We start from the raw sequence: 17862 nt of genomic DNA, 5'->3' as shown, positions 1-17862 counted from the left end.
CTATCAGCCTTTATCCGTTACGCGGGGTTTCGCCGCGCTCTTCAAGCAGCGCTTCGCTGCGCAGGTACAGCTCGCGCAGGCGTTCCAGCGTTTCCGGCTTCGGCTCGGCCCACATGCCGCGCGTGGCCGCTTCCAGCAGGCGCTCGGCAATGGCGTTCTGCGCCCACGGATTGGCTTCCTGCAGGAACTGCTGCATGGTGGAGTCGAAACCGTATGACTGCGCCACGTCTTCGTACATCCAGTCGTCCATGACCTGCGCCGTGGCGTCGTAGCCGAACAGGTAATCGACGGTGGCGGTCAGTTCCAGGCCGCCCTTGTAGCCGTGGCGCTGGATGCTGGCCAGCCACTTGGGATTGACCACGCGCGAGCGGAACACGCGCAAGGTTTCTTCCTTGAGATCGCGCACCTGGGCGCGCGACGGATCGTGGCTGTCGCCAAAATAATGGCGCGGCTGCTGGCCGCTCAACGCGCGGATGGTGGCAATCATCCCGCCGTGGAATTGCAGGTAGTCGTCGCTGTCGAAAATATCGTGCTCGCGGTTGTCCTGGTTGTGCAGCGCGATCTGCACGCCGTTCAGACGGGTGCGGAAGGCGTCGCGCTGGTCCGAGCCCTGGGTACCGCGCGCATACGCATAGCCGCCCCAGTTGACATACGCCTCGGCGAAGTCGCCATCGGCTTCCCAGTTGCGGTGCTGGATCAGCGGCAGCACGCCGGCGCCGTACGCGCCCGGCTTGGCGCCAAAGATGCGGTAGGCGGCGCGCGTTTCCGCTTCGCCCTGCGCCACGCCTTCGGCCATCAAACCGGCCAGTTCGGCCAGGTAGTGCTTGCGCACGAAGTTGTGTGTGAGCGGCTCGTCCAGCTGGATCACCTGGTTGACGGCGTCGTCCACCAGGTCGATCAGTTGCGGGAAGGCGTCGCGGAAAAACCCGCTGATGCGGGTGGTGACATCAATGCGCGGGCGTTTCAGTTCGTCGAGCGGGATCACTTCCACGCCGCTTACCTGGCGGCTTTCGGCACGCCATACCGGGCGCACGCCCAGCAGCGCCAGGATCTGCGCGACATCGTCGCCGTGGGTGCGCATGGCGCTGGTGCCCCAGATGCTGATTGCCACGCTTTCCGGATACTCTCCGGTCTCGCGTTGATAGCGCTCCAGCACTTCGCGCGCCAGCTGCTGCCCCACGCGCCATGCCGATTGCGACGGCACGCTGCGCGGATCGACAGAATAGAAATTGCGGCCAGTCGGCAGGATGTGGGCCATGCCGCGCGTGGGCGAGCCACTCGGGCCGGCAGGTACGTAGCCGCCCGATAAGCCGTGCAGCAGGTTGTCGATTTCGTCGGTGGCGCGGGTCAGGTTCGGTACCAGGTCGGTGCAGGCGAATGCCAGGATCTTGCGCAGCCCGTCGAAACGCGCAGCGCCGGACGGCTTCACCGGCGCCGGCGCCGCAGGTTTGACAGCGGCCACTTTAGGACGCGGCTTGCCCATCTGCGACAGCATATTGGCGGTAGGTTTCAAGGCCGGCTGCAAAAGCGGTGCGGCAGGCGTGGCGGCATCGAGTTCGGCAAACACCGCAGCGAGCACTCCGTCGATGCGCGCGGCGTCGTAACCGGCCTCGCCCAGCGCCGTGAACAGGCGCTGGCACAGCAGATCCACCGCTTCCAGCGCGTTGGCGCGCGACACCACGGCGCGGCCCGAGATGCGCGCCAGCGCCGGATCGACGTTCAGGCGCCGGCCCTGCTGGTCGAGCAGCATGTCCATGTTCAGGCCGAACAGACCGGCGATTTCCGCCTGCAGGCCCGGGATGTCGAGGTTGGGCAGGCGGGTGAGCGAGACCAGCATGTCGGGCATTTGCGTGTCGTCCGGCCGGCGGCCCAGGATGTGCAAGCCGTCGCGGATCTGCGCCGAACCGAGTTCGCACAGGTAGCCGTCGAGGTCCTCGATCAGGTGGGCAACGTCGGAGCCGCCCATGGCCGACAGGGCGGCAGGCAGTTCCCCGTCGTGCGCGTGATCGTGGCCATGATGATGGTCGTGACCGTGATCGTGATGATGCCCATGATCGTGCCCATGTTTGTGCCCATGATCGTGGTCATGATGTCCGTGCGCGTGCCCGTGGCCGTGCCCATCCCCATGATCGTGGTCATGGTCATGATGCAGCAACCGCATCTGCAAATCGGCATCGAGGTTGGTCTGCTTGACCAGTTCCCAGATCTGCTGCTGCAACAGCGGCAGCTTGGCGGGATCGAGCACTTCGACCTGGTAGTACTCGTCCACCAGTTGCGTCAGCTGCGCCAGCGCGCCGTAGGTATCGGCCGTGGTCATCGGCGGCGTCAGGTGATCGACCACCACCGCGTGGCCCCGGCGCTTCGCTTGCGAGCCTTCGCCCGGATCGTTGATGATGAACGGGTAGAACAGCGGCAGGTCGCCCAACAGCGCGTCGGGGAAGCACTCTTCCGACAATCCGACGCCCTTCCCCGGCAACCACTCCATGGTGCCGTGCTTGCCCACGTGGACGATGGCGTCCGCCTGCCACACGTCGCGCAGCCAGCGGTACAGGGCATAGTAATGGTGGGTGGGCGGCAGGTCGGGCTGGTGGTAGATCGCGTCCGGGTCCATGCCGTAGCCGCGCGGCGGTTGCAGCGCGACGAAAGCGTTACCGAGCTCGATGCCGGCCAGCGCCACGTGGCCTTCGTGTACATAGGCCTCGCCGGGTGCGGCGCCCCACTGCCTGGTCATCTTGTCCTGCATGGCCTGCGGCATTTCGTCAAACCACTGCTGGTACTGCGCCGCAGGTACCCGGCCGGTGGCGCCGCGCATCTGCTCCGCGGTCAGGTAGATATTGTCGTACGAGCAGCGCGCTACCAGGTCGTGGATCAGCGCGGTGCCGCTCTCCGGCAGGTCACCAATCGCGTAGCCGGCCTGCTTCATCGATTCGAGGATGCGCATCAGCGAGGCTGGCGCATCGAGCCCCACGGCGTTGCCGATCTGCGACGCCTTGCTGCTGGAATTGGTGAACATGAAGGCCACGCGCTTCTCGGCGTTGGGCACGCGCTTGAGGCGTGCCGCACGCCAGGCAATGCCGGCGATGCGCGCCACGCGGTCGGGCAGCGGATCGTATTCGACCGCGTCGCCCGGCATGCCGGCCGTGCGCGCCTTGAACGACAGCGGCACCGTGATGATGCGGCCGTCGAACTCCGGCAGCACCACGTTCATTGCCGCATCGAGCGGGTTGAGGCCGCGCGCGGACTGCTCCCACTGCGGCAGGGTCATGCCGCTGGTGATCGCTTGCAGCACCGGCACATCGAGTTGCTCCAGCACGCCCACCGACCAGCCGGCCGGCGTGGGGCCACCCGGCGTGATCTCGCCCATGGCGAACGACGTGGTGTTGATCAGGACATCGACGTGGGCGCGGGTCACAGCGCCTTCCACGCTGCCGAAGTAGCGCAAGGCGTCGGGCAGCTTGCCGTTACCGTCGCTGGCGCCGGCCCGCAGCGATGCGGTAAACACCGGCAGCACATTCATCCCTCGCGCTTCAAGGGCGTTCAGCAGTGCGTCGATGAAGCGCGTGTTACCGCTCATCCAGTGCGCGCGGTAGAACACGATGCCCACGCTGGGGCGCTGCGGATCGGCCAGTGCCTGCCACGCGGCCAGGTCGGCGCCAGGCGCCAGGTCCGGGTGATAGATGCCATGGTCGGGCAACGCGAGCGCAGGCTCGAAGCCGAAGCCGGTCAGCAGCAAATGGTCGGAGAGGAAGCGCAGCAGGTGCGCCAGGTTGGCGCTGCCGCCGGCCCGGAAGTACTGCAAGGTCATATCCAGCACGTCGGAACGGACGGTAGATACGGCAGCCAGTTCGGGATCGGGCTCGCCGGTGCCGCTGACGACGATCAGGTGGCGGCCCTGGCGCCGCGCATGGTCGATCAAATCCGAAAATCCGGGCACGCCGCCCAGCCGGCCCAGCACCCGCACCACGATCACGCGCGCTGCGCGCAGTTCTCCATCGAGCAGTTGTGCCAGCGTCGATTCTTCACCGAGCGCCTGCAGGTTCACGCCCATCACGGGGCCGAAGCCTTCGGGCATTTGAGCCTGTGCCTGGTGCAGCACGGTCAGGTCGTTGGAGGCGTGAGTCAGCAGCGCCAGATCAGACTCACTGCGGCGCAAATTTAAAGATTCATTCATTTCGGTCCAGGTTCGCAGGTGTCGCCCACGCCCAGGCGGTGGAAGACCAGGTCGGATACTTCGCGTCCGTTCAGCAGGTGCTCGTGCACGATGCGCTCGGCGTTGGCTTCATTCACGCGCTGGTACCACACGCCTTCGGGGTACACCACCACCACCGGTCCCTCGAAGCGGCACGCGACCATGCAATGGGTGCGGGTGCGCTTGACGGCCAGCTCGGGATGTTCGTCGATCACCTTGCCCATGTGTTCAAACACGGCCTGCGCGCGGCCTTCTTTCGGCTCACAGCGCGGACCGACGCACATGAAGATGTGGCGGTGGTGGGTTCTCATGAATCAGGCGAATTTTTTGTAGAAATAGCCAGTCAGCCCGCCCAGCGCCAGCCAGAACACGGCATTGGCCAGCGCGGTGGCGATGATGAAGGAACCAACCAGTTCGGGCGGTGCTGCCATCGAGTGCACCGGCGGCTGCGGCGCCCCCACCAGGTGCGGCACGAACAGCAGCGCCACGGCGCCCACCTTGAACCACACGTTGCGGCTCCAGACCAGCACACCGAGCGCGACGGCGGTGGAGAACGCGGTGCAGATCCACCAGGCCTGGCGCGCCGACACCGGCGCGGCCAGGGTACCCGGCAATTCGGGCGGCAGGCCGAGCGACGGTGCGATGAAGAACACGGCGTAAGCGGCCGCACCCCACAGCATGCCGCTGCGCCAGGTCACCGCACCGCCGCGCAGGCAGATCATGGCGGCCAGCAGCAGTGCGTAGCCGACCCCCATGCTGACATCGGCCAGCGCCGTGTACGCAGTGCGCTCGAAACCGTCTTCCGGCTCCCAGCCGCCGTGGCTGTGGGCTTCTTCCGCCGCACCATGACCATCGTGGCCATGCGCGTGCGGGGCCACATCGGCCGCATGCGCATGTTCGGCGGGGGCAGGAGCAGATTCAGATGCAGGAGCGGCCTCCTGCGCCTTTTCAAAGACCTCGGCCTGCTGAATGATGGGAATCACCTGCAGGTGCTGCACGCCGGTCAGCAGCAAGCCGGCGACGATGCCGGCGGCAGCAGCCGTGCGCACGATGCCGTTGAAAATGCCGGCCGGCGCACCGGCGCCATTGCTGGCGCGGCTTAGTGACACGGGAAGCCCGCCGAGTGGCGGCTGTCGTGGGCGGCATTGTGCAGCGCTTCCATCGACGCGAAACCGGCGCCGAACAGCAGCACGGCGCCAAGTCCGGCGGCGCACAGCGCGGGGATCATCTTTTCGCGCAGGATGACGAGGCGATTGGAAACTTCGGCTTGACCGGAGATGACTGGGGTGACGGGCATGATCTTCCTTCCAGGGTGCGTGGATACGTGGAAGTACGCGGAGGAAGGACAGCGGGGAAGCGGCCGGAGATGCATCGGAACGGATGAACAGGGCGGCGCAGCACTCACCCGTATCGCCCTCCGCAATACAAACGTGTTGACGGCTACTGGCTGGTTTCCGGGCTGACGAGTGGATTGCTCCTGGCAGTGCGCCTTCCCATGCTTGCGCACAGTGGCTGTTGCACTCCCTTGACCTCGACTACCGTTGCGGGGGCAGCGCCGGCATGGCCCTGGTCGGGCGCACCGGCTTCCCATTTAAATATGCGGAACCGGATCACACCCGACGTCCGCGCATACCAGAAGCTTGACTACCGGCGAAGTATAGGGGCGGCACAGGGGAATTGCAAGGCGTTCAGCCGTCCACCGGTGCGGCGGGCGTGGGCAAAATCAGCTGGTAAAACGCCAGGTCCAGCCAGCGCCCGAACTTGAAGGCCGCGTGGCGCACGGTGCCGGCGTGGACGAAACCGAGCTGCTCGTGCAGGGCAATGCTGGCGCGGTTGTCGGCGTCGATGCCGCCCACGATGGTGTGCAGGTCGGCCTGCCCTGCCGCTGCAACCACCTGTTCCAGCAGCGCGCGGCCCAGGCCCTTGCCGCGCTGATCGCCACGCACATACACCGAATGCTCGACCGCGTACTTGTTGGCCGGGTAGCCACGGAAGGCGCCATAGGTGGCAAAGCCAAGCAGCGTGCCGCTGGCGTCTTCATAGCCGATCACCGGGTAGCCGCCCGCGCGCTTGGCCGCGAACCATTTGTTCATGGTGTCCAGCGTGCGCGGATGGTATTCGTACAGCGCCGTCGAATTGGCGATGGCGTCGTTGAAGATATCGAGGATGGCTTGCGCGTGGCGTTCTTCGGTACAGCTAACGAGGTGCATGGTTACTCCGTAAAAGGTAGCCGACATCATAGTCGAAAATCCCATAGATACAACGCCACCGGCCCGATCGGCTACGTAACATCACTTATTTTCTTGCTATTGAGACACAAATTTTACCTGCTGATGTAACATCGCAGGCAGCCCTTATCATCAGAACCAGAAGAACCATGCGCGCACCCTCGATCCGATCCCGCCTGCTGTACCTCGTGGTGGCGTGCATTGTGCCGGCCTCGCTGATGGCGATCCTGCTGATCGCTTACGATTACACGCAGGCGCGCACCGCTTTCATCACCGGCGCCATGGCCACCGCGCGGGCCAATGCGACCGACGTGGACAAGGAGTTCGCCACCGTGGAGGCGGCGCTGCGCGCATTGGCCACCTCGCCAGACCTGGCGCGCAACGACCTGGCCGCGTTCTACGCGCAGGCACGCGGCCTGGCGGGCGCCCAGAACATGCTCAACATCGTGCTGGAAAATGCCGGCGGCCAGCAACTGCTCAACACCTTTGTGCCATACGGCGCCGCACTGCCGCCGCCCAAGGTGGGGCAAGCGCTGCGCCACATCCAGCAGCACGAGGCGACGGCGATTTCCAACCTGTTCGTGGGCGCCGTCTCGCAGCGCCACGTGGCGTCGATCGGCATACCGGTGCGGTACGCCACGGGCGAGCCGGACACCGTGGGCGCGCTCAGCGCCACTGTTACGGTGGAGCGGTTCAACGCCCTGCTGGCCCAGCAAAGCTACCCGCAGCACTGGATCACCAGCATTCTCGATCGCGAAGGCATCGTGGTCGCGCGCAGCCAGGACATGCAGCGCTTTGTCGGCCACCAGGCGCTGCCCGAGGTGATGAAGCGCATGCACGAAGGTTTCGAAGGCGCGATCGAAACCAGCACTCTCGATGGCAAACCGATCCTGGCCGTGATGACACGCGCGGGCGCTTCCGGCTGGACGGTCGGCATCGGCATTCCGCTCGAAGTTCTGAACGCGGAACTCAATCGCAAGCTATGGCTGCTGGTACTGGTAACCGTCGTCATGCTGGTGGCAAGCCTGCTGACTGCCTGGCGCATCGGCAATCGCATCACGCAGTCGATCGGCGCACTGGTGGCGCCGGCCATGGCGCTGGGACGCGGCGAACCGGTGGCGGCAGCCAGTTACGGCCTGCGCGAGGCCAACGAGGTGGGCAACGCGCTGGTCGATGCGGCGCGCATGCACGCGCTGGCGCGCCACCAGGCCACGCATGATCCGCTCACCGGCCTGCCCAACCGCGCCATGTTTTGCGAGTTCCTGGAGCGGCAGGTGGAACTGTGCGCGCGCTCGGGCGCGCCCTTGTCGCTGCTGTACCTGGACCTCGACCGCTTCAAGCATATCAACGACACCTACGGTCACGGCGCCGGCGACCTGCTGCTCACCGGCGCCGCCGCGCGCCTGCGCGCTGAATTACGCAAGTCGGACCTGGCGGCGCGCCTGGGCGGCGACGAATTCGCCGTGGTACTAGTCGGCAGCGACGCTGCCGATACCGCGCTCGTGGTGGCCAAACTGGAAATCAGCCTGGGCCTGCCGCACCGCATCGAAGGACACGAACTGGTGGCCGGCGCCAGCATCGGCGTGGCGATGCTGCCGACGCCGGGTAGCGCGCCGCGCAAGCCGGTCACCGCCGCCGAACTGGTGGCCGACGCCGACGATGCCATGTATCGGCGCAAGGCCGAACGCAAGTTCGCCGCCCGGGATTAATCCTTGCCCGCTGCTTCGATGTAGATCTCGTCGGCACAGCCCTGCACACGCGCCGGCGCCGGCTGGGCGTTGCCCACCATGGCCGCCAGGTCGCGGTCGGTGCCGAATTCCAGCGGCAGCGACACCCGGATCTCCTGCAGGTACTTGCGCTGACTGCACACCAGCGTCAGGCTGGCGGCCACCTTCTCGCCGTGGCGCGCTTTCACGCGCGCGAAGAAGTCGTCCACCCGTATGCTCTTGCCGGTGCTGCCCAGGATGATTTTGCCCACTTCCGAATCGTTGACCACCCGCACCGCCGATACAGCCTTGATGAAGTAGTCGTCCGGGCCCAGTTCCTGGCACTTGCCATGCTTGTTCCACTCGTAGGCGCCGAAGGTGCGCTCGTAATAGAAGTTGGGCATCCAAGGCGCCACCTTGGCGATAGTGTCCTTCGACAGCGAGAACGGCGGGCCTTCGCAGCTGCCGTAGCGCGTGCCGCACTCCTTCTTGTTCGGCCACAGGCCGTGCAGGCTCAACGTCTTCGCTTCCAGCTTGCCGCCGTTCATGGCGTCGCATTCGGGCTTGGTGCCCTTGAACGGGAAGTGTTCGCAAAAGCCCGGCTGCCAGGTCACCGCCAGCACATAGCTGTCCTGGCGGTTGGCGATGCTGCACGACCCGCCGTCCGCCGCCGGATCGCTGCCGCGCGGCGGCCGCGTGGAGCGTGCCTCGATCGGTTCGAGCATCGCCGCGCCGCAGTCGCGCTGCACCCAGCGCAGCTTCGGCTCGGCGCCCGGCACTTCCACCCGCACCCAGTCGTAGTCCGCCTTGTTGATCTCGCGCACCGTGTAGCCCTGGCCTGCCGTCACCTGCGCGGCGCCGGGATTGGTGCGCTTGGCGAACGACGCGTAGGCCTCGCAGCTCTTGTTGGCGGTGAAAGTGCCGGTGGCCGCTTCGCTGGCGGCGGCGCCAGTGGCAAAGCAGGCAAGCAGGATAGTCAGGGTAATGCGCAACATGGATAACTCCGCAGGAAGGGTAGCCGGCATTGTAGCCGAGCGCCGCCGGACCGAAGCCGGCGTTGTCGATTAGCCACGTTGAGACCAAAATGGTAGCGCATGACATTTTGCGAAATCTTTCTGTTGACAACAACTTGGCAACGCTTCTACACTCAAATGGTCGCGGTACCATAACAAATACAGGGCTGCGGCAGATAACAAAAAAGCAGTCAAAAAAACCATTAGGAGACAGCAATGCCCAGTACCCTCACCCCAACCGGCGGTGGCCGCCGCGTGCCTGCCCGCCTGGCCTGTGGCCTCACCATGATGGCCGGCCTGATCGCTCAGGCCTATGCCCAGCAACCCACCGCACCCACCGCCCCGGTGGACGAAGCGACGATCCAGAAGGTGGAGGTGAGCGGCTACCGCAACAGCCTGATCTCGTCGGCCAAGGACAAGAAGGAAGCGGTCGGCTTCCAGGATTCGATCAACGCCGAGGACTTCGGCAAATTCCCGGACAAGAATATCGCCGAATCGCTCAGCCGCATTCCCGGCGTGGGCGTTTCGCGCGACGTCACCGGCGAAGGCATGAACATCCAGATTCGCGGCCTCGGTTCGAGCTTCACCAAGATCCTGCTGAACAATGCGCAGATCGCGGTGGCGTCGTCCGGCCCGATCGATGGCCAGAACAGCAACCGCGAGGTCGATCTCGATCTGCTGCCCACCGACCTGTTCACCAAGCTCACGGTGAGCAAGAGCCCATCGGCCAGCATGCTCGAAGGCGGCGCCGCCGGCGTGGTGAACCTGCGCAGCGCACGCCCGTTCGACAAGGAAGGCCGCACCGTGGCCATGAGCGTGACCGGCACCCGCAACCAGATCGCCGACAAGACCGGCGGCCGGGGTTCCCTGCTGGCCAGCCAGACCTGGGGCAAGACCTTCGGCATCCTGGGCGGCATTTCGGTGTCGCGCCAGGAGATCCGCACCACCGGTTTCGAATCGGTGGGCTGGACCAACCCCAACCTGAGCGCCACCCAGAACACGTCCCCCACCCGCAACAACACCGGCGGCGGCAACTGGAACATCCCGGCCGTGGTGCCGGCCAATGCCGGCAACGGGCTGGTGCCGGGCACGGTGATCGACCAGGCCTTCCTGCTGCAGCACAATCCGGGTCTCACCATCCAGCAGATCGACAACGCCATCCTGCCGCGCCTGGGCCGCACCATGGACTACTTCGGCACCAAGGACAAGCTCTCGGCGATTTTCAGCAGCGAATACCGCCCCACCGACGACCTGCACTTCTACGTCGACACGATGTACAGCAAGCGTGACGACAAGGCCCAGCGCGTGGCCTACAACTGGGCCGTGCGCAACAACGGCGTCATCCCGCTGAACATGACCGTGGACCGCAGCGATTGCAGCGCCGGCTGCACCGTCACCGGCGGCACTTTTGCCAACTCGCTCAACTTCATCGAGTACGGCCCGCGTCGCGACAAGGTGGACCTGCTGGGCATCAATCCCGGCATGGAATGGACCATCACGCCCAAACTGAAACTCGATGCGCAAGTGAACTACACGCGCAGCCGCTTCACCCACGAAGCGCCGACAGTGATGCCGATCACGCCTGCCAATAGCGGCAACACGGTCACCTATGACAACAACGGCGGCGGCATCCCGAACATCACCTCCAGCCTCGATCTGAACAACCCGGCCAACTACGCGTGGGCCGGCGGCCGCGTCAACATCGCCAACGAGCTGCGCGAAACCCGCACCAAGGGCGCCCACACCGATCTGACCTGGGGCGACCGCGCCTTCAACATCAAGGCCGGTATCGCCTACGACGACATCAACCGCCGCATCCGCGCCCAGGAAAATTCGGCGGCGTGGCAGGCCGCCGTGTGCGGCAACAACCCGAGCGTGCTGCTGTCCGGTCCCAATGGCGGACCTGCCTGCAACGGCGCCAATACGCCGGGCGCCAGCGCCGCCGCGCTGTACCCGGGCTTCGGCACCGGCTACACCGCCGGCCGCACCGACCCCCTCACCTACGGCGGTTCGCTGATCCCGCAAACCGCGCTGGCCAGCTACATCGTGCCCGGCCCGTACGGCCGCCCGATCATCGACTGGGACCGCTTCCGCAAGGACTCCAACTACGACACGTACAACAACAACGCACCGTTTGCCACGTCGTCGTCAACCGGCGCCAGCGCCGGCTTCATCGCCGAAAAAACCACCGGCATCTACACCGAGCTCAATGGCGAAGCCAAGCCGTGGGGCCTGGACCTGCGCTATAACGCCGGCATCCGCTACGTGCGCACCCGCCAGGAGGTGGGCTCGTACAATTCGTTTGCCGATCCGCGCAACGCCACCCTGCCGCTCAACGGCAGCAAGTACCCGAACGTGGACCAGTGGGTGTACCAGGAGACCACCTACAACAACACGCTGCCGTCGGCCACCGCCGCCCTCAACCTGCGCAGCGACATCGTGGCCCGCGCCGCCGTCTCGCGCAGCATGACGCGCGCCGACCCGAACGCGCTGCGCCCCGGCATCAACTTCTCGTCGCCGTCGGCCGACATCGGCACCATCGGCAACCCGACCCTGAAACCGTACCTGTCCGATAATATCGACCTGGGGCTGGACTGGTACACGGGCCGCGAAGGCTACGTGAGCGCCACCATGTTCCAGAAAAAGGTGGCCGGCTTCACCGCCAACGAAAACCTGACACTGCCGTTCACCGACCTGGCGGCCTTCGGCATCAATTACAACAATCTCACGCCCAACCAGCAAAGCGCGATCAACGACCGCGGTGGTCCGAATGCCGCCAACGTCGTCATGACGCGCACCCGCAACGCCAGCGGCACCCTGCGCATTCGCGGCCTGGAACTGGGCTGGGTGCAGCCGCTCGACAAGCTGCTGCCGTTCAAGGGCCTGGGCTTCAACGAAACCGTCACCTTCATCACGCAGCGCGCCAACGGCGAAGGCAGCCAGGGCTTCGTGGCGCTGGGAGTACCGAAGCGTACCAACAACTTCTCGCTCTTTTACGAGAACTACGGCTACTCGGCGCGCCTGTCGCACACGTTCTCCAAGGGCAGCCAGGTATCCACCGGTAACCAGAACGGCATCGCACTGGCCAACCTGTACGTGAACGACTACAAGCAGCTCGATTTCTCGTCGAGCATCGACCTGGAACAGGTGCTGGACCGCGACGGCTGGCCGACGCTGACGTTCGACATCGTCAACCTGAACCGCGACGCGAAGCAGACCTACTTCCAGTTCTCGAATGCCCGCTTCACCGAGTACGCTCCCGGCCGCACCTATTCCTTCGGCTTGCGCAAGAAGTTCTGATGTGTCGCTCCCTGCTCCCTTGTTGACTCAAGGAGCAGTTTATGGGCACCGTCGCCGGGTGGCGGCGGTGCTTCTTTTTTGACCGAATCCAAGGATATCCACGATGACCCTGTGCGCATCGACCCGCCGCGCCTTCTATGCGCTGTGCGCCATCGCCGTAATCGGTAGCTCCGCTGCCGCTGCGCCCAACCTGCCGCACCTGCGCCAGCAAGGCACGGCTACCCAGCTCATGGTCGACGACCAGCCGTTTCTGGTGCTGGGCGGCGAACTGCATAACTCTTCCGCCTCGCACCTGCCCTACCTGAACCGCCTGTGGCCCGCCCTGAAAAGGGCGGAGCTCAACACCGTGCTGGCGCCGGTGCAGTGGGACCAGGTGGAACCGGTGGAAGGCCGCTACGACTTCACGGTACTGGACGGCATGCTGAAACAGGCCCGCGCCAACGACATGCGCCTGATCCTGCTGTGGTTCGGCGCCTGGAAAAACTCGATGTCCACCTACGTGCCGCCGTATGTCAAGCGCGATACCAAGCGTTTCCCGCGCGCGCTCAATCGCGCCGGCGCCGCACAGGAAATCCTGACGCCGTTCGGCGAGCAGACCTTGCAGCGCGATACCGCCGCTTTCCGCGCGCTGCTGGCGCACCTGAAGCAGGCCGACACCCAGCGCACCGTGATCATGGTGCAGGTGGAAAACGAGATCGGCATGCTGCCGGACGTGCGCGACTTCGGCCCGCTGGCCAATGCCGCCCTGGCCGGCCAGGTGCCGCAGCGCCTGCTCGACTACCTGCAAGCCCATCGCACCACCCTGCATCCATCGCTGCTGGCCTTGTGGAATGCGCAGGGCCAGCGCACCAGCGGCACCTGGGCCGAGGTGTTCGGGTCGTCAACCGGCGCCGAAGAAGTGTTCCAGGCCTGGGCTTATGCAGCTTTCGTGGAAACCATGAGCGCGGCCGGCAAAGCCGCGTACCCGATTCCGCTGTACGTGAACGCAGCGCTCAACCGCCCGGGCAAGAAGCCGGGCGAGTACCCGAGCGCCGGTCCGCTGCCGCACCTGTTCGATGTCTGGAAAGCGGCGGCGCCGTCGATCGACCTGCTGGCGATCGACACCTATTTCCCCAACTTTACCGACTGGGCGCCGCAGTTCAAGCGTCACGACAACCCGCTGTTCGTGCCGGAGGCCGACAACGCCGGCCGCCACGACGCCGCTGCCAAGGCCTTTTATGCCATCGGCGAACATGACGCCTTCGGCTTTTCGCCGTTCGGCATCGAGGACAGCACCGGTCTTGGCGACGACGCCCTGCCCGCCGCCTACCGCCTGCTGCGCGAGTTGGCGCCGGTGATCAACCAGCACCAGGGCGCCGGCCGCACGCGCGGCTTCAAGGCGCGCGTGTCGTACGACGGCGTGGTCGATGCAGCACCGCAGCAGGCCACCATGGGCGGCGTCACTTTGAACGTGGCCTTCGGTAATCCGTGGGCCAAGGCCGACAACAAGGACATCGAATCGTTTGGCGGCCTTGTGATACGGCTGGCCGACGACGAATTCCTCATCGCCGGCAAAGGTCTGACCGTGACCTTCAAGGACGCCACCGGCGCCGGCGACAGCATCGGCCTGGAACTGGTCACCGAGGGAACCTACGAGAACGGCAAGTGGGTGCCGGGACGCTGGCTCAATGGCGACGAGATCCACCAGGGCCGCCAGGTGATGCTGGTAACGGGCGCCTTTACCGCGCAACGGGTCAAGCTGTACCGCTACAAATAGCGAGTACCGCAGCAGTTGTACGACGACCCGAAGCAAACGGTGGAAATATGCTAAAGTGTTACCGCAACCATCAGTCGATGGTTGCCTAACATTTCCAGTGATATTTTCCAGCTAAGGTAGTCCCGCAATGAATAAATTGGCGCCAGAGGAGCGCAGCCAGCCGACGATGCACGACGTGGCGCGGCTGGCTGGCGTGTCGCCGATGACGGTATCGCGCGTCATGAACGGCAAGGACACGGTCCACGCCAAAACCCGCAAGAAGGTCGCCGACGCGGCGGCCGCGCTCAACTACATGCCCAACCAGGAAGCGCGCAAGCTGGCCGGCGCGCGGCCGATGCGTATCGGTTTCTTGTACAGCAATCCCAGCGCCGGCTACCTGAGCGCCTTGCTGGTCGGCCTGTTGAACCAGTCCAGCATCCACAATATGCAGCTGTTCGTGGAAAAGGGCGACGGCCAGGCTCACCAGCTCGAACAGATCGAACGCCTGATCGGCAACAACCTCGATGGCATCATCCTGCCGCCGCCGCTCGGTGACGATCCGGCCATCCTGGCGCGCCTGAAAAGCGCCGGCGCGCCGGTGGTGACCGTGGCCTGCGGCCAGCCCGATCCCGATGTGAGCCCGGTCAGTTCCGTCAGCATTGACGACTACCTGGCCGCGTACCAGATGACGCGCCAGCTGATTGGCCTGGGCCACCACCGCATCGGCTTCATCGCCGGCGACGGCAACCAGACCGCCAGTGCGCGGCGGCTGGCCGGCCACCAGGCCGCGCTGCAGGAAGCCGGCGCCGATACCGCGTCCGAGTTGATTGTTCCGGGTTTGTACACCTATCGTTCGGGACTGGAAGCGGCGGAAGCGTTGATGGCGCTGGCAGAACGTCCTACCGCCATTTTTGCCAGCAACGACGACATGGCGGCAGCCACGGTGGCGGTGGCGCACCGGCTGGGCATGGACGTGCCGGGAGACTTGACGGTGGTCGGCTTCGACGATACCGCGCTGGCCACCACCATCTGGCCGGCATTGACCACCGTGCACCAGCCGATCACCGACATGGCCGGCGAAGCGGCACGCCTGCTGCAACGGCAAATCCGCCGCCAGCGCGACGGCGCGCCATTGAAACCCGAACACCTGTTGATGAATTTCTCGCTGATCCGGCGCCAGTCCGACGCCGCCCCGCGCGTGCGCCCGCCGGCGCACTTTCTGCCGCCGCAGGCGCCGCGCCCGGTGGACGCGGAAATGGCGTCGACTACCCCACCATCAGCTTGACGGATTTCAGCTGCGCTGAGTCCGGGCCGGCGTGGATGGTAAAGCTGCCCGGTTCCACCACGCGCTCCATGCGCACATTGTAGAACGACAGGTCCGCCGGCTTGATCTCGAACGACAGCGTGCGGCGTTCGCCCGGTTGCAGGGTCACGCGCTTGAAGGCCTTCAGTTCCAGCACCGGCCGCGTGACCGAGCTGATATCGTCGCGGATGTAAATCTGCACCACCTCGTCGCCGGCGACCTTGCCGGTATTGGCCACGTCCACTTCCACCGTGGTGCTCTCGCTGACGCCGATACGGGCCTTGCTCAGGCGCGGTTCCGCGATGGAGAACGTGGTGTAACTTAGACCGAAGCCGAACGGGAACAACGGTTTGGTCGAGCCGTCGATGTAACCGCGCCGCGCCGACGGCTTGTGGTTGTAGAAGATCGGCAGCTGGCCCACGCTGCGCGCGATCGACACCGGCAGCTTGCCGCCCGGATTGGCGCGGCCGAACAGGATGTCGGCCACCGCGTTGCCGGTCTCCTGCCCCATGTACCAGCCTTCCACCAGCGCGTCGGCCTTTTCCGCCAGCAGGTTGACCGACAGCGGCCTGCCGTTGAGCAGGAACACCACCGTCGGTTTGCCCAGCGCGAAAATGGCGCGCGCCAGGTCGTTCTGCTGGCCCATCAGGTCCAGCGTCTCGCGGTCGCCCAGGTGGTTGTCGGCCCACGCTTCGCGACTGGTCTGCTCGTTGTCGCCCAGGACCATGATGATGGTGTCGGCGTTCTTTGCCGCCGCCACCGCTTCGGCGATCAGCTTCGCATTGACTTCCGGCGCAACGAACTTGATCTCGTCCTGGCCCCAGATGCGGCTTTCGGTGATGCGCACGCCTTCGGCGTAAGCCAGCTCGAAGCTCTGGGCGCGGCTCTCGGCCTGCAAGCCCTCGTACACCGACACCACGTGGCGCGGTATGTCGGAGTAGCCGCCGATCGGCGTGTCCTTGGCATGCGTACCGAGCAGCAGCACCTTGCCCACCTTCTTGCCGTCGAGCGGCAGCAGGCCCTTGTCGTTTTTCAGCAGCACCGGCGTGCGGGTAGCGGCCAGGCGCGCCAGTGCTACCGCGTCGGCAGTGGCGGTCAGACTGTCGGCGCGGTTGGCGTCCACGTACGGCTGCTCGAACAGGCCGGCCTGGAACTTGAGTTTTAAAATGCGGCGCACCACGATGTCGATTTCCTTGACCGCCACGCGCTTTTCCTTGACCAGCGCGGCCAGCGACAGGTAGCCCAGCGGGTCCGGCGTTTCGATATCGACGCCGGCCTTGATCGCATAATAGCCGGCCTCTTTCGGATCCGCGGCAAGCTTGTGGCGCGTGACCAGTTCATTGATGCCGAAGTAGTCGGACACTGTCACGCCCTGGAAGCCCCATTCCTCGCGCAGCACCTTGTGCAGCAGCCAGTGGCTGGCGTGCGACGGAATGCCGCCGATCTCGTTATACGACGGCATCACCGCCGCCACGTTGGTCTCGCGGATCAGGCGTTCGAACGGCGGGAAAAAGTCTTCGCGCAGGGTGCGTTCGCTCACTTCGGCAGGGCCGATGTTGGTACCGTTTTCCGGCTGGCCGTGGCCGGTCATGTGCTTGAGCGTGACGAACACCTTGTCTTTGGCCAGTACCGGGTTTTCGCCGGCAAAGCCGATCACTGCCGCCTTGCCGATTTCGGCGCACAGGTGGGCGTCTTCGCCGTAGGTTTCCTCGATGCGGCCCCAGCGCGGTTCGCGCGCCACGTCCACCACGGGCGCCAGCGCCAGGTTGGCGCCGCGCGCGCGCATCTCGCGCGCCGCCACGCTGAACACCTGTTTGGTGAGCTCCGGATCGAACGACGAGGCCAGGCCGATCGCCTGCGGGAAGCTGGTGGCGTCGCGCGCCACGTAGCCGTGCAGCGCCTCTTCGTGCATGAACAGCGGGATGCCGAGGCGGGTCTGTTCCACCGCCCATTTTTGCGCAGCATTGGTGTACACGGCCGTTTCCAGCGCCGTGCGGTTCTTGACGCCCCCGGTATCGCCGGCGCCGGCGGCCTGGCCCAGCTGGCGGTCGGACGGCCGGCCGATCATGCCGATGCCGTGCGGGTAGGCCTGTTTGGCTTTCGCAGCGGAGAACTCGCCGCTGGCATCCTGGATCTCGGTCTTCTTCTGCCACACGCACAGCATCTGGGCGATTTTCTCTTCCAGCGTCATGCGGCCCAGCAGGTCGTTTACCCGGCGGTCCAGCGGCAAGGCGGCATCCTTGTAAGGTACATTGACGGCGGTGGCAGCAAAGGCCATCGGCGCCGACACCATGGACAGGCCGGCGACGCCGGTCATCGAGGACAGGAAGTCCCTGCGGTTGGTTTTCATACTTGTCTCCATATTTTTTATGTGGGTACTACAAAACG

The 17862-nt window shown here is 65.4% G+C and carries 11 protein-coding genes and 1 riboswitch; of the genes, 4 read left to right on the top strand and 7 right to left on the bottom strand.

The genetic code is table 11. The features are described 5' to 3' along the window. Window positions 1-10: 10 nt before the first annotated feature. The 5 genes from F8197_RS04035 to F8197_RS04015 form a co-directional block, all read right to left on the bottom strand. A complete protein-coding gene (locus tag F8197_RS04035; protein ID WP_152880142.1) occupies window positions 11-4171 on the bottom strand; it encodes a cobaltochelatase subunit CobN in 4161 nt (1386 codons plus the stop codon). Beyond that, the gene (locus F8197_RS04030; RefSeq protein ID WP_152880140.1) at window positions 4168-4500 is read right to left on the bottom strand and encodes a ferredoxin; all 333 of its coding nucleotides are present in this window, start codon (window positions 4498-4500) and stop codon (window positions 4168-4170) included. Before F8197_RS04030 ends, F8197_RS04035 begins: the two co-directional genes overlap by 4 nt. A 3-nt stretch (window positions 4501-4503) precedes the next feature. Further along, the gene (locus F8197_RS04025; RefSeq protein WP_373996782.1) at window positions 4504-5298 is read right to left on the bottom strand and encodes a CbtA family protein; all 795 of its coding nucleotides are present in this window, start codon (window positions 5296-5298) and stop codon (window positions 4504-4506) included. Next, window positions 5289-5486: a CbtB domain-containing protein gene (locus F8197_RS04020; protein WP_152880138.1), complete on the bottom strand. Its 198-nt coding sequence runs from the start codon at window positions 5484-5486 to the stop codon at window positions 5289-5291. Before F8197_RS04020 ends, F8197_RS04025 begins: the two co-directional genes overlap by 10 nt. Before the next feature lie 130 nt (window positions 5487-5616). Beyond that, window positions 5617-5824: riboswitch (cobalamin riboswitch) on the bottom strand. A gap of 53 nt (window positions 5825-5877) precedes the next feature. Beyond that, on the bottom strand, window positions 5878-6399 hold the full coding sequence (locus tag F8197_RS04015; RefSeq protein WP_152880136.1) for a GNAT family N-acetyltransferase: 522 nt from the start codon (window positions 6397-6399) through the stop codon (window positions 5878-5880). A 167-nt stretch (window positions 6400-6566) separates the two neighbouring features. Between F8197_RS04015 and F8197_RS04010 the strand changes: the two genes are divergently transcribed. Next, window positions 6567-8126, top strand: a complete 1560-nt coding sequence (locus F8197_RS04010; protein WP_152880135.1) for a sensor domain-containing diguanylate cyclase — start codon at window positions 6567-6569, stop codon at window positions 8124-8126. On the opposite strand, the gene F8197_RS04005 is transcribed toward F8197_RS04010, so the two are convergent. Then, window positions 8123-9118 carry a ribonuclease I gene (locus F8197_RS04005; RefSeq protein WP_152880133.1) on the bottom strand — a complete coding sequence of 332 codons (996 nt, stop codon included), beginning with the start codon at window positions 9116-9118 and terminating at the stop codon, window positions 8123-8125. The genes F8197_RS04010 and F8197_RS04005 overlap by 4 nt on opposite strands. A 234-nt stretch (window positions 9119-9352) precedes the next feature. Here F8197_RS04005 and F8197_RS04000 point away from each other — a divergent pair, with 234 nt between their 5' ends. From F8197_RS04000 to F8197_RS03990, 3 genes are all read left to right on the top strand, one after another. Further along, complete coding sequence (locus F8197_RS04000) at window positions 9353-12436, top strand: TonB-dependent receptor (protein WP_152880131.1); 3084 nt, start codon at window positions 9353-9355, stop codon at window positions 12434-12436. Window positions 12437-12539: 103 nt separating this feature from the next. Beyond that, window positions 12540-14192 carry a DUF5597 domain-containing protein gene (locus F8197_RS03995; protein ID WP_152880129.1) on the top strand — a complete coding sequence of 551 codons (1653 nt, stop codon included), beginning with the start codon at window positions 12540-12542 and terminating at the stop codon, window positions 14190-14192. Window positions 14193-14319: 127 nt separating this feature from the next. Beyond that, window positions 14320-15456 (top strand): LacI family DNA-binding transcriptional regulator, encoded by a 1137-nt coding sequence (locus F8197_RS03990; protein WP_152880127.1) that lies wholly within the window; start codon window positions 14320-14322, stop codon window positions 15454-15456. Here the strand turns inward: F8197_RS03990 and F8197_RS03985 are convergent. Continuing rightward, window positions 15437-17824 (bottom strand): glycoside hydrolase family 3 N-terminal domain-containing protein, encoded by a 2388-nt coding sequence (locus F8197_RS03985; RefSeq protein ID WP_152880125.1) that lies wholly within the window; start codon window positions 17822-17824, stop codon window positions 15437-15439. The two genes, F8197_RS03990 and F8197_RS03985, sit on opposite strands and share 20 nt — an antisense overlap. Window positions 17825-17862 lie beyond the last annotated feature (38 nt).

Origin of the sequence: Duganella sp. FT27W (assembly GCF_009295655.1) — a bacterium.
Taxonomy (GTDB): domain Bacteria; phylum Pseudomonadota; class Gammaproteobacteria; order Burkholderiales; family Burkholderiaceae_D; genus Rugamonas; species Rugamonas zoogloeoides.
The sequence above is the reverse complement of the archived record's forward strand: the minus strand, read 5'-3'. Positions and strand labels throughout refer to the sequence as shown.

Bases quoted from the DNA above. Each gene is read 5' to 3' on its own strand.
- F8197_RS04005 (WP_152880133.1), bottom strand. From the start codon at position 9,118: ATGTTGCGCATTACCCTGACTATCCTGCTTGCCTGCTTTGCCACTGGC.
- F8197_RS03985 (WP_152880125.1), bottom strand. From the start codon at position 17,824: ATGAAAACCAACCGCAGGGACTTCCTGTCCTCGATGACCGGCGTCGCC.
- F8197_RS04015 (WP_152880136.1), bottom strand. From the start codon at position 6,399: ATGCACCTCGTTAGCTGTACCGAAGAACGCCACGCGCAAGCCATCCTC.
- F8197_RS03990 (WP_152880127.1), top strand. From the start codon at position 14,320: ATGAATAAATTGGCGCCAGAGGAGCGCAGCCAGCCGACGATGCACGAC.
- F8197_RS04035 (WP_152880142.1), bottom strand. From the start codon at position 4,171: ATGAATGAATCTTTAAATTTGCGCCGCAGTGAGTCTGATCTGGCGCTG.
- F8197_RS03995 (WP_152880129.1), top strand. From the start codon at position 12,540: ATGACCCTGTGCGCATCGACCCGCCGCGCCTTCTATGCGCTGTGCGCC.
- F8197_RS04000 (WP_152880131.1), top strand. From the start codon at position 9,353: ATGCCCAGTACCCTCACCCCAACCGGCGGTGGCCGCCGCGTGCCTGCC.
- F8197_RS04020 (WP_152880138.1), bottom strand. From the start codon at position 5,486: ATGCCCGTCACCCCAGTCATCTCCGGTCAAGCCGAAGTTTCCAATCGC.
- F8197_RS04030 (WP_152880140.1), bottom strand. From the start codon at position 4,500: ATGAGAACCCACCACCGCCACATCTTCATGTGCGTCGGTCCGCGCTGT.
- F8197_RS04010 (WP_152880135.1), top strand. From the start codon at position 6,567: ATGCGCGCACCCTCGATCCGATCCCGCCTGCTGTACCTCGTGGTGGCG.